The sequence below is a fragment of the Singulisphaera chitinilytica genome (genome assembly GCF_049331405.1).
In the GTDB taxonomy this organism is placed as follows: domain Bacteria; phylum Planctomycetota; class Planctomycetia; order Isosphaerales; family Isosphaeraceae; genus PoT.
On record NZ_CP186274.1, the window covers coordinates 133,699 to 149,504 of the forward strand.

Here is a 15,806-nt window from a genome sequence, read left to right on the forward strand (position 1 = left end):
GATCGGCGTCGGCATCTCAAAGGCATCCGGCGTGTCCGCGTACCCAGGTACCGCGGCCACCGCCCCGAGTCGCCCTATCACAGGCCTCGACGCCCGCGTCGGGTCATGTTCATCCCCCCATTCGATCGTCCGATCCGAAAGGTCTCAAGCCATGCGCCGGCGTGCGTTCACGCTCATCGAACTCCTGGTCGTCATCAGCATCATCGGGCTCCTGATCGCCCTGCTGCTCCCCGCCGTGCAGAGTGCCCGCGAGGCCGCGAGGCGTGCCCAGTGCACGAACAACCTCAAGCAGATGGGCCTGGCCTTCCACAACTATCACGAGACCCACGGGCAGTTCCCCCCCGGTTACCTAACCCTGCCCGGCGGCAACGCTCTGATGGGGACCCCCGACCCGCTGACGCGCGACACCGGCCCCGGCTGGGCCTGGGGCTCCTTGATCCTGCCGTTCATGGAGCAGACCCCGCTCCACAACGCGATGAACTTCAGCCTCCCCTGCTGGCTGCCGTCCAACTCCACCGGCGCCCGGGTCTCGCTGAACGCCTACATGTGCCCGTCCGTCAGCGAACCATCCAGGACCTACGAGGTGAAGGACGAGGGGGGGACGGTCATGACGACGTTCAGCCGCTCCCACTACGTTGCCAACTCGGGCCGGCAAGAGGCCTGGGCCTTCGCCGAGGACGACTGGACCAACCTCTCCGACGGCCCCATCTACCGGAACTCGAAGACCAACGCCGCCACCGTGCGCGACGGCCTGTCGAACACCGTCTTCCTCGGCGAGCACAGCCCGATCCTGAGTGACAAGACGTGGGTGGGGGTCGTCCCCGGCTCTACGATCTGCCCGACCCCCAAGTTTGCCTTCTCGTTCTGCGACGTCGCGGCCACGCAGGTGCTCGTGCATAGCGGGCCGAACTCGTGGGAGGCGCCCCCGCTGGTCCATCCCCCCAATGCTCGCATCAGCAAGCTCTGCCAGATGTACGCCGAGCATCCGGACGGATGCAACGTGATGATGGGGGACGGCAGCGTCCGCTTCGCACGCTCCTCGATCAACCAAATCACCTGGTCGGCGCTCGCCACATGCTCCGGCGGCGAGGTCATCAGCTCCGACCAGTACTGAGCCGAATCGCCCGGCCCGGTGTCATGGCCATGGCACCGGGCCCGCGAGGTTCATCGTCATCAACGCAAGCACTTACGCAAAAACGAAAGCAATCATTGTGCCTGACCTGAAGGGTCGAGGAGGACTCGGGTGATGGGTTCGTTCCGTGTCGGCATGCGAGGCATCGGCCTGGGCGTGTCGTTTGCAACCGTCGCGATCCTCGTCGCGGGCTGCGGCCAGTCTCCGCAGGTCTCGGGGCACAACCGCGAGATCATCGTCTCGCTCGCCACGGCGGTCTCGTCCCGCAACGATGGCTGGCTGGACGCGAACGCGAAGCTCATCGAGGAGCGTCATTCCCAGGGCAAGCTCGCCGACGGGGAATACGAGGCCCTCAAGCAGATCGTCGCGAAGGCCAAGGCGGGGGACTGGCCGGCCGCCGAGAAAGAGGTCTACGCCCTCCGCGACGGCCAGCAGCCGACCGCCGAAGACCTCGAGAACCTCGCCGGCCGCAAGCTCGGGGACCACGGCGCCCCCAGGACCCTCAAGAAGGCCGCCCGAGGTCTGAAGCGGTGAGGCCTGGCCCTCGCCCATCGCAAAGGGGCATAGCATCGTCACATGAGCACACCGGCAATCCTCAGCGGCCCGGCGTCATCCGCCCCGCCAGCTTCCCCGAGTGGTGCACGACCTGCTCGACCCGGTAGCGGTCGTCGGGGGTCCGATAGACCTCGCGACGCTCGAGGCCGGGGTCGGCCGCGAGGGCCTCGGCCTGGCCGAGATCGACCTTCTTCGGATCCTCGTCGGGGCTGCGCACCAGGAGGTAGAACGGGCGTCCGGGAATCTCGGCCATCCAGCTCAGGAGGCGTTCGCGACGGCCATACCGTTGGGCGACGACATCGTCATCCTCGAGCAAGGGCACGGCCTGCCGGGCTGTGTAGAGATAAACGGTCTCCGGCCAGTAGGCCGCGACGACCGAGTCGGCCTCGGTCCGGGTCCGCAGGTACGCGAGCGCCTGATTCAGGCTCGCGTTCGTACTCCCCCCCGGCCATTGCCGACCGCTCCTGTGGAAGACCATGACCGACCGTCCCGCCACGCTCAGGCCGCTCGCCCAGGGCAGGAGCAGGGCCGCGAAGACCAGGGGCGTCGCGAACCGGGGTCGCTCCGGGGCATTCGCGTATTCGTACGCCATCGGCAGGATCCGGCGGGCGACGAGGTCCACCCCCAGCCCAAATGCCAGCAGCACCATCGGGAAGAGGCTCAGGAGGAAGCGGTCGATGATCGAAGGCCAGGGCCAGACCGCGAAGATGCCGGCGGTCGCCGCGAAGTGAACCCAGGCGGGCAGGTCGCGCCGGGTGCTGCTCCTCGCCAGGCGGAACACCCCGATCGCGACGATCGCGGTGAAGATCCCGCGGATCAGGGCCGAGCCCCCCGGATGCACCGACGAGTACTGCACCAGCGGGGCGGTGTACCTCAGGTTCGGGAACAGCACGTCGGTCGGGAAGTCGAAGAGGGTCGACCACGTGTTACCGCCCACGATCCGCAGGCCGGCCTCGGCCGAGGACCAGCCCGCGCGGAACTCCAGGGCATAATCCCCCGAGGCGACCGGATGCACCCGGCGGGCGATGAGCCCCTTCGCGGGTAGCAGGACCAACACCAAGCCCAGCGCGCACGCGACGACCCGCCCGCGTGCCTTCGGCCCGATCGCCGAGGCCACCAGGGCGGCCAGGGCCAGGCTGATGCCATTCCCCCGGATCAGCATCGCCAGGCCGGCGAACACCCCATCCGCGAGCGAGGCCCTCCAGGGGCGGTCGAGAGGCCGCGTCGAGGCCCAGCGCGCCATCAAGAGGTACGCGATCGCGCAGAAGGGCATGTCGGAGAAGATCGTGGTCGAGCATCCGATCAGCGCGACGTGATGGAAGAGGGTCGTCAGCACGATCAAGGTTGCCGACCAGGGGCCGAGGCCGATCCGGGTCAGCCAGGCGAAGCCCCCCAGCCCGAAGACCCAGCCCGAGGCCAGGACGACCCCGCGGGCCACGGCGATGTCGCGAGAGAGCGAGGGCGATCCGGGCGCGAAGCGGAGGGCCATCGAGATCGCGCCGGGGAGACCGATCGGATACTTCGGCGACGGGTTGCCCGGCCGGCTCGGGAGCGCGTAACCCTTGCTGTCCCGAAGGGATTGCGCCGAGGCGAGGTAGATCCCGTCGTCGAGTACGACCCCCACGTGGCCGCAGTCCAGGCTCGTGGCGACGGCGGTCCAGCCGAGGAGCCCCGCCAGCAGGACGACGCGTGCGTCGAGTCGCCGGCGCAGGCCGTCGGCGACCATGCCAGTTCGCATCATGCGTATGCCCACCTCGTGCCCCGCGGCCTTGGAACCCGCGAGGACCATCCATGGAAGTCGATCAAAGTTGCATGACGGCAGGCCTTGCGAGGGGCTTGCTTCAAGCTCGCCTCCACCTGTCGACGGCGTTATGGTATGGTCTACCGAGTTTGGCGGAAAGGCAGTTTGTCCGAAATTTACCGAAACTCACGACTCCCTGAGCGATAGGCCTCTCCTCACAATGCGAGAGGTCGAGGCCGGCGGAGTCCCGCCCCGGTAGGGCGAAGCGAAGGCAAATCACACAAGCGACGACGCGAGGGCGGGGACGATTCCGACCTTGTTCAATGATGACATGACGGCAGTCTTTGCTTGGCCATTCTTGAGTTCAGTTCGATGACTGGATCATGAAGGATGAATCGTCCATGGAGCCACGGCTGGCCGCGCGAGCGCGGGGCGAGTATCGGGTTCGGCTCGAGGGGGCGGTCACCTCGGCCCGCCCATTGGTCCGGCCAGCGCCCCGGTCGGCGATGTTCTTCCCCCTGGTCGTCCTGGTGGCCGTCCTGCCCGGGCTCTACGGCCTGACCGGCTGGGATCTGACCCCGCCCGGCCCCTGGTGGGGCCTCCGGGGCCTCGCGGTGCTCGAAGGACTGGTCGTCGACCAGATCCCCGCGCTCTCCGACCTGAAGCCCGGCCCCGAGGCCGCCGCGTACCGCCGAGTCGCCTTCCAGCCCCCGATGTACGCCTGGCTCGAGGCGATCGGCCTGACATTGACCCCCGACCGCGACCCGAGGGCCACCGTGCTCCCCAGCTACGTGGCCGGGGCCCTGGTGGTGATCCTCGTCTATTTCCACGGCCGGCTCTGGTCGAGCCCGGGCACCGGCCTGATCGCGGCCGTCCTGGTCGGCTTCAACCTGAACCTGCTCATCCAGATGCAGCAGGCGACGCCCACGACCCTGGTGCTCGCCGCCACGCTGGCCAACCTCTACTGCTATGGGCGGCACCTCCGCGCCACGTCCGAGTCCTCGCGCGCCTGGGGGTGGAGCAGCTCGGTCACCTGGGGCATCCTGGGGGGCGTGAGCCTGGGCATCTCCCTGATGACGGTCGGGGTCTTCGGCCTGATCAGCGTGCCGGTCGTCCTGCTGCACCAGGGCTACCTGCGGGCCGGATCTCCCCCCGGCGAGCGCAACAGCGGGCTCTGGGACGCCTGGCGGAATAACTCGAGCCTGACCACGGGGGCGCTGGCCCTCTCGATCGCACTCCTGCTCGCGGCCCCCTGGCACATCTGGATGTACCTCACCTACGGGACCGAGGCCATCTACGCGCTCTTCTCCCCGTATGACCCGAGGGGGCAGGAGACGCAAGGGCTCCTCGCCAGGCTCGTCTCCCTCGCCCCCACGACGATGTCGCTGGGGATCTTCGCGGCCGTCCGCCTGGTCCGCGAGGCCCTGACGGACGAGAACGACGACGAGAAGATCATCGGCGGGGTCTTCTGGGTGATGTGGCTCGTCACGGCCGTCCTGGCTCCCGCCGTCCTGCCGAGCGGCCCGAGGCCCGCGCTCCAGCTCTTCCTGCTCGTCCCGCTGAACCTCCTCGCCGCCCGGGCCATCTCGGACCTGGCCAACCGCCGGATCCCGATCCGGACCCTGATCTGGCTCGCCCCCGCGACCGCCGTCTCGATCGCCTGGTGGGGGAGCACGACCCTGCAACACGCCATCGCCGACGTCGCCCACAAGCGTGCCGACTCCAGCACCGCGCTCGGGCTGCACCTCGCGATCGACCTGCTCGTCATCACGATCGCCATCACCCGGGGTCTCGACCGCTGGGCGCGTCGCCGCGACGATCGCCAGCGTCAGGTGCTGGGGGGATACCTGGCCGCCGTCCTGGCCATCACGGTCGTCACCGGGGCGCACGAGGTCTGGTTCCGCCACGGCGAGACCAATGAGCTGCTCATGCTCCGCTCGATGATCCTCAGGCGCGACCGCGAGCGTCCGTTCGACCTCGTGGCCGTGGTCAGCCCCGATGCCGCCCGGGGGCCCGTCGGACCGCCGACCGGGGGTCGGCTCCGGTTCATCCTCCGCTCGGCCCTGCCGCACCTCCCCCAGCGCGACCTGACCACCACCGACGACCTGCTCGCGCTCCCGGAGGGGCAGAGGCTCGTCATCCTCGCCGGCACGGGCCAGCGTCTCTCGTACGCCGTCCAGTCCCGGCTCGGGCTCGAGGCCATCCACCCCGGCCGCACCGACGTCCTCTACGCCTTCGCCACCGCCAACGAGGCCAGCACGAAGTCGCCGAGGCGCTGACCGATCGCCGGGTCGGCCACTTACTTCTTGATCCCCTTCCTGGACTTGGCCTTCTCCAGGTACTTGGGGATCAGCTCGTCGAGCCGGCCTCGGGCCTTGGTGCTGACCAGCTTGCCGTCGGCGTCGACGAGGAAGACGGTCGGGATCCCCCGGATCTCCCAGGAACGCGTGAATTCCCCCTTGAACGAATCCCCCTGGTAGAACTGGGGCCAGGGGATCTCGTTGGAGGTGACGAACTCCACGAGTTGCTCGTAGCCGCCATCCTCGCGGGGCTGGTCGAGGCTCACTCCGATGAACTCGACCCCCTTCTTGCGGTACTTCGCGTAGAGCTCCTTCATCTTCGGCATCTCGGCGACGCAAGGGCCGCACCATGTCGCCCAGAAGTCGATGACGACGACCTTCCCCTTGAGGGCCGGGATCGAGACCGGGTTGCCCGAGAGCGCGTCGTTGAAGGCGAGGTTGAACGGCTTGCCGATCGCCTCGCCTTGCGGGGACGAGTCCCGCTCGGACCTCGACGCGGCGTTCTCCTTGACCTCCTCGGCGTAGGAGCTCTTGGGATACGAGTCGGTCAGGCGCTTGTAGATCGCCTCCTGACGCGCCGGGTCGGGGGTCTGATCCGCCAGGTTGTAGAGCAGGAGCGCCCCGCGTTCGTCCTTGTCATCGCGCTTGATGAAGTCATCGACGGCCGCCTGTGCCGCCTCGGGCGTGGTCGAGCTCTTGCGCAGGACGACCGTCGCCCTGGTGAACGCGGCCTCCTTGAGCAGGGCCTCGTTCTTGACCTTGGCGAGGACGCCGTCGAGTTCGCTGGATAGCTCGGCGACCTTCTTGGGGCTCGGGTCGTTCAGCCGAGACTCCCAGCGCTCGGTCATGATCTTGGGGAGTTGCTCGTTCTCGGGGTCCGATTTGTAGAGTTCCAGCGCGAGCGTCGCCCGACGGTTGAGGGCCTTCACCCGCTTCGAACGGGCGTCCTGCAAGGCCCGCGCGGTCTTGCGCTTGGTGGCCTCGAGCTTGGGGACCTCGATCGCGTTGTATTCGTCGAGGATCTTGCTCGCCGATCGCCCTTCGGCCAGGACGACGGTCGCCAGGGCCAACCAGGCAGTCAAGGCGGCGACGCCGCACTTCCGGATCATCACTCGTGACATACTTAAACTCCGGCCTCATCCGGATTCGGCGGCAGACAAGACTCGATCGCCCCATCCATGCCGGATCACATCAAGCGTAGGGAACTCGAAACGACTCTCGAATCCAGACCTCTGAGTCATACGTCGAGGATTGACAAATCCGACCGCCCGATCGACCCGATTCTCTGATTTCGGCCGAGATTTTCGCCGAGGCCCTCACCTCGAGGGAAGATCCGGGGCTGTCGATCCTCCCAAACATGCCCACAAAACCCCGATTTTTCCGATATTCGGCACTCCGTAGGGTGTGGCACCTTGCTCATTTTCCTGACATTCAGTACACTCCTGAACGAAATGTCGAGAGGAACGTAAGAACAGACAGTCCAGGATGGAGGCCGCGGCAAGGAGCCCAAACTCGACTCATCGCCACTCCCCTCACTCGAGGAGGCCAGAGACGTGGCGACGAGACCGGAGAGACTTCCGAAAGAGAGCAGGGAGGAGACCGCCGATGTCGACCTCATTGACCGTGACGCGGCCCAATCCGAGCCGGCGGGCCCACGGGCCTTCGATCCGAGAAGCCTGCCTGGTGGGCAATGTGGACCCGGATCAGGAGTGGGCAGCCCAGGAACGTATCTCCCTCTCCGGCCGAATCTATCGGGTCTCGGCCATCACGTCGGGCCCCGGTGCCACGGGGGAAGCCCCGCGGTACGCCCATCTCGTCCCCCTGGCCGAGGGTTGACGCAGAGACCAACGCCTCGCGAAGGCATCCGGACACGATCGGTCCGGGGCCTCTCCGGGATTCGACCACCATCCGAGCCTCGATCGGCCATGCCCCAGCCATCGCAAGGGAAGCGGCACCCGCTCTTCGATCGCGACCCCTCCGACCCGGCCAGGGTCGCCGCCGAGCTCGCGCAGCGGGGGCGGATGATCCTCGACGTCGCCACCATCGACCTCGAGGCGGCCGAGGCCGCGCTCGGGGCCTTCCATCCCACGTCCTGGCATTTCCGCAACGCCTTGCACGAGGCCATCCGATCCTGGGACCGGCTCCGCGCCCAGTACGGCAAGAACGCCCTCGAGGCCGCCCTGAGCGCACCGCCGCTCACGGTCCTGACCCTGGGGCATACGAACGAGGAGGCCCCTCGCTTCACCCTGATCCCCATCGCGGGGCAGACCTATCGCGCCCTGAGGGTCATAGGAACCCCGCTGGCCCCGGTCCAGTGGTGCCTCACCCGGCTTAATCCGCCGCTCGAGGACGGCCCTTATTATGTCTGCCGACTCCAGGACGGCTCGACCCAGTGCGACTGTGCGGAGTGGACGTACAACATCGAGGGCAACAGCCCCGTCACCCTCTGCAAGCACCTTGGCGCCCTGCGGGCTCTGGGGTGGATTTAAGATCCGAGCATCCTCTCTTTTCAACACGGCTCGGATCGCCTAAAGTGTTCGGACCATACCGATCCGGCATGGGCGGCGAAGGAGGATGTATGACTTCGCCATTAAACTTTTCGCCCCCGCCTTACAATGCCGCTGAATCCCGCTCCTTCGGCGCCGACAGATGGTTAAGTGCTTGCCAAACAAGCAAATAGCTATCGCACATTCATCCGAAATCTTCTTTAATTTGGCAATACAATTCGGGCCCGACCGGGGACGAACCTGGGCCGACGATCCAAACTCGGTTCGCGTCCTAAGATTCCTTGGGAAGGCTCGATAGAATGACCTACACTCGTGCAGAAGGCCGGGGACCACGCCTCGATGCCGGCGACATCATCGAGTCCTGCTCGTCGTGCTCCCAGGTCCCGCTCCGCATGATGGCACAGTTACCGTCAAACTGAGGACGAACCGGGGAATGGATCCTTCGAATATCCCTGGATCCGAAGTCCAAGCCAACATCCCGCACGGTGCGAATACTTCCAGTAGTGGGCCGCGCAAGCCGGCGGAACATTGCATCCTGCGGCTGAACCGCCTGGCCTGCCGCCTCGCGCGCGTGCCGATCGCGCTCGTGGACTTCGAACAGGATTCGCCCGAGGGGAAGGCCGCCGCCCCGTTCGTCCCCGAGCTGCCCGCCTGGTTCCGCTCGCCGATGGGCCAAAGCCTCACCGAGCGGCTTCTCGAGGGCGGCGCCCCGCTGGCGGTCAACGACCTGGGCCTCGCCACCTGGGCGGGGACCGAGCTGAACCGCATGACCGCGGCCGCCAGCGAGGTACGATCCTGCCTCGGCGTCCCGATGCTCAGCCCCAAGGGGCGGACCGTCGGCATCCTCTGGGTCTTCGACACCGCCCCGCGCGAGTGGGTCGATGCCGACTTCGAGCCCCTCGACGACCTCGCCGTCATGGCGATGGCCGAGCTGACTCGAGAGGTCGGAGACTCGGGGAGCGGCGGTCCGGGACAGGGGGGGCAGATCGACCCGTCCGGCCCCAGGTTCGGCGCGATGGGCTGGGCCCCAAGGCCGGTGGTCGAGGATCCGGACTGGTTCGCCCTCTCCGTCGTCGATGCCTTCGGCGCGAGGATCGCCGTGATCGACCATGGGGGGACGATACTGGCGGTGAACCGGGCCTGGCGCGACTTCGCCGCCAGGAACCCGGCGCACTACGCCAACGCCTGCGAAGGGGGCAACTTCCTCGACATCTGCGACGAGGCCGCGAGCCATCGCGAGGAAGGCGCCGCCCAGTTCGCCTCGGGCGTCCGAGACATCCTCTCGGGGGGCCAGGCCACCGTCACCCAGGAATACCCGTGCGTCCAGGACGGCCAGAGGCGCTGGTTCCTCGCCCGCGTGAGCCCGTTCGCGGTGCAGGGGAAGGCGCGTGCGGTCGTGAGCCACCACGACATCACCGAGCAGAGGATGGCCCGGGAGGAGCAGGAGCGGTTCTTCTCGATCGCGCTCGAGCAGCTCGTCATCGCCGGCTTCGACGGCCGCATCCGGCACGTCAACCCGGCCGTCGAGCGGAACTTCGGCTATACCTCCGAGGAGCTCGTGGGGCGGGAATTCTTCGACCTGATCCATCCCGACGACCGAGAGGCCGCCATCCGGGGGTTGGCCGGGCTCGCCTTCCAGAAGCCCGCCGCCCACCATGAATGCCGCTGCCTGCACAAGGACGGCTCCTTCCGCTGGTTCTCATGGATCACGGTCCCCGTCCCCGAGGAAGGGGTCTTCTACTCGGCGGGTCGCGACATCACCGACCAGAAGCAGGCCGAAGAGGAGATCCAGCGGCTCAACAACCAGCTCGAACGCCGGCTCGAACGGCTCGCCGCCCTCCGCGTGATCGACATGGCGATCGCCTCGACCCTCGACTCGAGGCGGATCCTGGAGATCCTCCTCGACCAGATCCTCGGGCAGCTCAAGGTCGACGCCGCCGCCGTCCTGCTCTACGACCGCAAGACCGGGAGCCTCGAATACACGGCCGGCAAGGGCTTCCTCACCGACGAGGTCCAGCGCAAGGGCCCGATCCTGGGCGACGGGTGGTCGAGCCGGGCGGTCCTCAACAGCTCGGGGGCGATCTACGTCCTCGACCTGCTCCAGTCCGAAGGGGTCGCCAAGCGAAACCTGATGCCCCCCGAGGAAGGCTTCCGGGCATGCGCCATCATCCCGCTCCTGGCCAAGGGGCAGGTCAAGGGGGTGCTCGAGCTCTTCCAGCGGACCGCCTTCGCGATCGACTCCGAGTGGTCCGAGTACCTCGAGACCCTCGCCGGCCAGGCGGCCATCGCCATCGACAACGCCTCGCTCTTCGAGAACCTCCAGCGCTCGAACCGGGAGCTGACCCTCGCCTACGACGCGACGATCGAAGGCTGGTCGCACGCCCTGGACCTCCGCGACCGCGAGACCGTCGGGCACACCAAACGCGTCACCGAGCTGACCCTGCGCCTGGCCAGGGCGATGGACGTCGACGACGAGGATCTCGTCCACATCCGCCGGGGTGCCTTGCTGCACGACATCGGCAAGATGGGCATCCCCGACGCCATCCTGCACAAGCCGGGGCCGCTCGACGAGCGCGAGCAGGAGATCATGCGCCGGCACCCGATCTACGCGTTCGACATGCTCAGGTCGATCCCCTTCCTCGGCAAGGCGATCGAGATCCCCTACTACCACCACGAGAAGTGGGATGGCACCGGCTATCCGCAAGGGTTGAAGGGGGATGAGATCCCCATCTCCGCGCGGATCTTCGCCGTCGCCGACATCTGGGACGCCCTCTGCTCCGACCGCCCCTATCGCAAGGGATGGGCCGACACCCAGGTCATCGAGCACATCCGCGGGCTCTCCGGCAACCACCTCGACCCCAACGTCGTGCGGTCCTTCCTCGAGATCATCGAGCGCGAACTCCCGCCCTGCTGATCCCGGCGGGGACGTACCCTCGCCAACCCCGTCCTGCCCTCGGGCGTCACGTGAGGGTCGGGCGCCCACGCTTGCGGATCCCTTCCTCCGCCCGGCTTTACGTCTCCATGCCGGCTTGCCCAGACGCAACGTCAGGAATGGATGCCGCAATGTTCACCTTGGCGCATCCCTTCGTGATCACGCCACAAAGATTACCAATCTCTCGAACATCGTAGAGATTCGGAAATCAAAATCCTCTTCCATCTTCGAACTTGACAGTCGCGGGTGTCGACACAACCCTTAATACGCGGGGCATGACCCGGCACCCACGATGACGCCGAATCGCTGCGGATTCGGCCACGCTTACTCATTCGGAGCCTTTCACATGCTCAAGACATCGTCTCGCCTGGTATTGTCGTCGGCCGCGTTCCTGGCGGGCGCGACGATCGGCGCGGCCCTGATGCGGGGGCCGGCCCCGGCGCACGCGAGCGGGGAAGGGCACGGGGCGTCGACCGCAGGGGTCAAGGCGCCGATCGCCGAGGTGATCCACTGCCCGCTCGCCTTCGCGGGGGTCCACCTCCAGAAGGACCGGCCGACGAACTCGCAGGTGGCCTACCACTACTGCAAGCCGGTCAACGACCGGGTCAGCCAGTGCCTGCTCTACGACGGCACGGGCCCCGACGCGAAGCTGATCGGCGTCGAGTACCTCGTCACCGACGAGGTCTACCGCTCCATGCCCGAAGAGGAGCGAGCTTACTGGCATGATCATAAGTACGAGGTTGACTCTTCCTTGATCCGGAGCCTGACGCAGTCGGGCGAGGACGAGAAGAAGACCCTGGCCCAGGTCCGCACGCTCTGGGGCAAGATCTACCACACCTGGGTCGAAGGGGCCGAGTATCCCCAGGGCCCGGCGAAGCTCTTCTGGGCCGTCACCGGGGAGAAGCCCCTGGTCCTCCCCGCCGACGCCAAGCTCCCCCCCGAGCTGGGTCGGGCCCGGTCGTCGACCGGAACCCGCGAGTAAGTCGGGACGCGTTGATGGAAGATGGGACGGCTGAGGCCGCGCTCAGCGGGGTGAAGCCTTCGCGGCGCGGGCCCTCAACTGGGCGAGCTTCTGCTCGGTGTCGGGGCGGAAGTAGGCCCCCGGCGGGGCCAGATCGAGGGCCCTCTGCAGGTCCCGCTCCGCACCCGCCTCCATGCCGAGCGAGAACCGCACGAGGCCCCGGAAGTAGACGAACATCGGCTCGTCGGGGAAGCGTTTGACGGCGACGCTGAACGCCTCCTCCGCCTCGTTCAGGCGCTCCATCCGATGCAGGCACATCCCGAGTTGGAGGTGCCCCTGGGCGAGGTCGGGGAAATCCCGGACCGCCTTCTCGAAGCACTCGAGGGCCTTCGGCAGCTCCTTGCGTTCCATATACGACTTGCCGCGTGAGACGGCGACCTCGGCCGAGAGCGAGCTGGGCATCGTGTACCCCTTCCACTCGCTGAAGAGGTTATGGAGCCGGATCCGGTCATCCCAGCCCGCGACGACGTGCGCGGCGGGGAGGGCGAGGTTGCCGAGCAGGAGACCCGCGAAGATCCAGGCGACGTGACGCCTCGGCGACCGGGCGAGCAACACCATCCCCAGCACGACGACCGGCATCAGCGTCGAGACCGATCGGCTGAGGTCGTGGGCCATCGCCAGGTTCGTCGCGAGCGTGGCCAGGATCATCAGGAACAGCCCGACGCCCCAGAGCGAGCCTCGCCTGACGAAGGTCGCCGCGACGGCGACGGCCACGAATGCCCAATCGAGCCGGAGCCCGAACCAGAGCCCCTCGAGCAGCGAGCCGAAGCCCGGCAAGGTTGCGAGGTGCTCCTTGACGTGCGCGGCCGAGCTCTCGTGCCGATCCAGCGCCAGCGACGCCAGTCGGACCGCGACGTACGGGAACGCGGCCAGCACGCAGAGCCCCAGCTCCCCCATGAGGCGTGAGCCGACCTTGATGCGTCCCGGCTCCCGTCCCTGTCCCGCTCCCCACCCCATCCCGAGGCCGATCCCTCGCACCACGAGGCAGAGGGGCAAGGCTAGCAGGAAGCGTTCGTCCACCCAGGGCGAGAGCAGGGCGACGAGGAAAAGGATCCACCTCGACGGCGTGAACGACGCCAGGAGCATCCCCAGGACATACCAGGCGTCGAAGTAGGCGAGCCAGCCCGTGGAGACGAAGAACCACGACGCCGTCCCCGCCAGGGCCGTCGCCAGGAACGCAAGCCGCCGATCGCCCGAGCCGACCGCCACGACCCAACCCGCATACGCCAGGGCGAGGAACACACCGACGAACGGCAAGGCCAGGAAGGCGGTCCTGGAGAGGTGCAGGTAGTGCGCCAGAGCGGGGAAGAGGAGGCGCCAGTTGATTACCCGGTTGGTCGGCGTGGTGATCCTGACGCCCGGATCCTCGACCTGGCGGAGGGTGTCGATAGCTCGGTTGACGTCGGGCGGGTTCGTCGGGCTCGGGGACAGGTCGACCAGTTGCCAGAAGAGCAACCTCGGGGCGAAGGCCGTGAACACCAGCGCGAACGCGAGCGCCGCCGCCAGGCCGACGAAGAGGGTCAGGGCCAGGCGCCCTCGCGGCCGGGCCGGGGGAGACTTCGGGTCGACGGGTTGCGGGGCGGGTGCGGCAGCCATCGCGCGGCAAGTTCCTCGGATCGGAGTGGAACCCGGACCGACGCGAGCCTCTCGCCCGCGTCGGTTCGAGGGTAGTCCAAAGGCGTCGGCTCGTCCATGAGCCAAAGCCCCGTCGCCCCCCTTTTCCTGCGACCATCACGCAAGCCTGAAAAGGGCCTCGAGCAAGCGGGGCAGAGGCTCGATACTGTTTCTCGACCAATTCGATCGAGATTATTGATTTTCGAACTTGACAGCCTATGTCGGCGAAGGCATGATCACGAACGTCGATCGTTGATCTATTGCTGGTTTGAACCGGCGATGGAGTGTGGATTCGAGGATCGTCTCGGATCTCACGGCGCGACGACGGCCGCTCCTCTCACACGGATATCGGCAATGACACGATCCTGTTGTCGCTAATTCCCGTCGCTCGACCGCGAGACCGCGGGCCTCTCCCCGGGCTGCCATGGCCCCGGCACAAGGCCCGGGCCTCGCCACGTCCATGATCCGCCCGGCCGGACGCGCCGGGCCCTCCGCAGGCCGACTCGAACCCGCTACGGACGCGCCATGCGTGTCGCGGGCCGTGGAGCTCCTGCGCCCACTCCCTCCCGCATCGCCGTGACATGAAAGGCGACGATCATGAGCATGAGAACCCGTCGAGGCTTCACGCTGATCGAGCTCCTGGTGGTGATCGCGATCATCGCCGTCTTGATCGCATTGCTTCTGCCCGCTGTGCAGTCGGCCCGAGAGGCCGCGAGGCGGGCCCAGTGCGTCAACAACCTCAAGCAGCTCGCGCTGGCCGTGCACAATTATCACAGCACGAACAACAGCCTGCCGATGGGCGAGGCCCCCGGCGTCATCTCGCCGTTCGTGGGGGTGCTCCCTTACATCGAGCAATCCGCGCTCTTCAATGCCCTGAATTTCAGCTCCCCTTACGTGGCGCTGGGAGGGCTCGACTTCCTGAGCAACGACCTGGCCAGCCTGACGGTAGGCCAGACCAAGATCAACTCGCTCGTCTGCCCTTCGGAGGTCAATCAGAATCGGGATAATTTCGGCTTCAACTACTGGGCGACGAACTACGCCTGGAACGCCGGGAGCTGGCATCTGAAGGCCTACAACTGGGACGGGCTCTTCGGCCGCAGGATCGACACCACGAGCAGTCGGGCGCCCAACGGCACGGCCACGATCCCGGCCTTGCCGACCGTCGGGTTCCAGGGGGTGACGGACGGCCTGAGCACCACGCTCCTCGTGGGCGAATCGGCCGCAGGGCCGATCAACAACGGCTCGACCCCCACCCGCTACTCCGAATGCTACGGCGTGAGCCGGATCCAGCCGTCGGTCACGGACACCACGCTGCCCGACGCCTGCCTCGGCCTGGACTGGCAGAACCACGACGCGATCGCCGAGAGCGGCGGCTACCAGTGGCGCTACAAGGGATACAGCTATCTCGACGGCACGATGGGCCGGACCTGGTTCAACACGATCCTCCCCCCCAACAAGCTCTGCTGCGCCTTCGGCGGCGGCAACATGACGGCGGCCATCAAGCCCCTCTCGTCCTACCACCCCGGGGGCGCCAACGCGGCCTTCGCCGACGGCAGCGTCAGGTTCTTCAAGGAGTCGGTCAATCGCCAGGTCTTCTCCGGCCTCGGCACGCGTGCCGGCGGCGAGATCGTCTCGTCCGACTCACTCTGAGCCTACCGGCATCAACATCCGATCGAGAGATCCCAATGAACCGACTTACTCACATCGTCCCACTCTTGACCCTGGCGGCCGCCGGCGCATTCGGCATGACCGGCTGCGGAGAGGGCTCGATCCCGGCGGCATCGGCCGAGGAATTGCTCGACGCCCAGAAGCTGCGGGCGGCGAGCCTGAAAGGCGAAGGGGATGGGGGAGCACCTCGCCTCTCCCCCTCGGCCAGGAAGTCCGCCGCGAAGCGACGCCAGGCCCAGGCCCGCCCCAGCAACTCGCCCTCGCCGACGACCACGTCGCTTCGCTGAAATCACCACTCATTGTTTCCTCCATAGAACCATGGCCGCGGGCGTTCCT

At 67.2% G+C, this 15,806-nt stretch carries 12 protein-coding genes; 9 read left to right on the forward strand and 3 right to left on the reverse strand.

The window, feature by feature from the left end; all coding sequences use genetic code 11:
• The first annotated feature begins 151 nt into the window (after window positions 1-151).
• Both ACOYYX_RS00450 and ACOYYX_RS00455 read left to right on the forward strand, forming a co-directional pair.
• Window positions 152-1,114 carry a DUF1559 domain-containing protein gene (locus tag ACOYYX_RS00450; RefSeq protein ID WP_422927969.1) on the forward strand — a complete coding sequence of 321 codons (963 nt, stop codon included), beginning with the start codon at window positions 152-154 and terminating at the stop codon, window positions 1,112-1,114.
• A 132-nt stretch (window positions 1,115-1,246) separates the two neighbouring features.
• Entirely contained in the window at window positions 1,247-1,666 is a 420-nt protein-coding gene (locus ACOYYX_RS00455) for a hypothetical protein (RefSeq protein WP_422927970.1), read from the forward strand.
• 61 nt (window positions 1,667-1,727) lie between these two features.
• On the opposite strand, the gene ACOYYX_RS00460 is transcribed toward ACOYYX_RS00455, so the two are convergent.
• Complete coding sequence (locus ACOYYX_RS00460) at window positions 1,728-3,428, reverse strand: hypothetical protein (RefSeq protein ID WP_422927971.1); 1,701 nt, start codon at window positions 3,426-3,428, stop codon at window positions 1,728-1,730.
• A gap of 401 nt (window positions 3,429-3,829) precedes the next feature.
• Between ACOYYX_RS00460 and ACOYYX_RS00465 the strand changes: the two genes are divergently transcribed.
• A complete protein-coding gene (locus ACOYYX_RS00465; RefSeq protein ID WP_422927972.1) occupies window positions 3,830-5,707 on the forward strand; it encodes an ArnT family glycosyltransferase in 1,878 nt (625 codons plus the stop codon).
• Window positions 5,708-5,727: 20 nt separating this feature from the next.
• Here ACOYYX_RS00465 and ACOYYX_RS00470 read toward each other — a convergent pair whose 3' ends face one another.
• Window positions 5,728-6,849, reverse strand: coding sequence for a TlpA family protein disulfide reductase (locus ACOYYX_RS00470; RefSeq protein WP_422927973.1), 1,122 nt, complete (start codon window positions 6,847-6,849; stop codon window positions 5,728-5,730).
• Between the two features lie 484 nt (window positions 6,850-7,333).
• Here ACOYYX_RS00470 and ACOYYX_RS00475 point away from each other — a divergent pair, with 484 nt between their 5' ends.
• From ACOYYX_RS00475 to ACOYYX_RS00490, 4 genes are all read left to right on the forward strand, one after another.
• Window positions 7,334-7,564, forward strand: a complete 231-nt coding sequence (locus tag ACOYYX_RS00475) for a hypothetical protein (protein WP_422927974.1) — start codon at window positions 7,334-7,336, stop codon at window positions 7,562-7,564.
• Window positions 7,565-7,653: 89 nt separating this feature from the next.
• Window positions 7,654-8,217, forward strand: coding sequence for a hypothetical protein (locus ACOYYX_RS00480; protein ID WP_422927975.1), 564 nt, complete (start codon window positions 7,654-7,656; stop codon window positions 8,215-8,217).
• Window positions 8,218-8,668: 451 nt separating this feature from the next.
• Entirely contained in the window at window positions 8,669-11,149 is a 2,481-nt protein-coding gene (locus tag ACOYYX_RS00485) for an HD domain-containing phosphohydrolase (RefSeq protein ID WP_422927976.1), read from the forward strand.
• A 364-nt stretch (window positions 11,150-11,513) separates the two neighbouring features.
• On the forward strand, window positions 11,514-12,149 hold the full coding sequence (locus tag ACOYYX_RS00490; RefSeq protein WP_422927977.1) for a DUF1264 domain-containing protein: 636 nt from the start codon (window positions 11,514-11,516) through the stop codon (window positions 12,147-12,149).
• 42 nt (window positions 12,150-12,191) lie between these two features.
• On the opposite strand, the gene ACOYYX_RS00495 is transcribed toward ACOYYX_RS00490, so the two are convergent.
• Window positions 12,192-13,784, reverse strand: a complete 1,593-nt coding sequence (locus tag ACOYYX_RS00495) for a tetratricopeptide repeat protein (protein ID WP_422927978.1) — start codon at window positions 13,782-13,784, stop codon at window positions 12,192-12,194.
• A gap of 621 nt (window positions 13,785-14,405) precedes the next feature.
• Here ACOYYX_RS00495 and ACOYYX_RS00500 point away from each other — a divergent pair.
• Both ACOYYX_RS00500 and ACOYYX_RS00505 read left to right on the forward strand, forming a co-directional pair.
• Window positions 14,406-15,452 (forward strand): DUF1559 domain-containing protein, encoded by a 1,047-nt coding sequence (locus ACOYYX_RS00500; protein ID WP_422927979.1) that lies wholly within the window; start codon window positions 14,406-14,408, stop codon window positions 15,450-15,452.
• Between the two features lie 35 nt (window positions 15,453-15,487).
• Complete coding sequence (locus ACOYYX_RS00505; RefSeq protein WP_422927980.1) at window positions 15,488-15,757, forward strand: hypothetical protein; 270 nt, start codon at window positions 15,488-15,490, stop codon at window positions 15,755-15,757.
• Window positions 15,758-15,806: the final 49 nt, after the last annotated feature.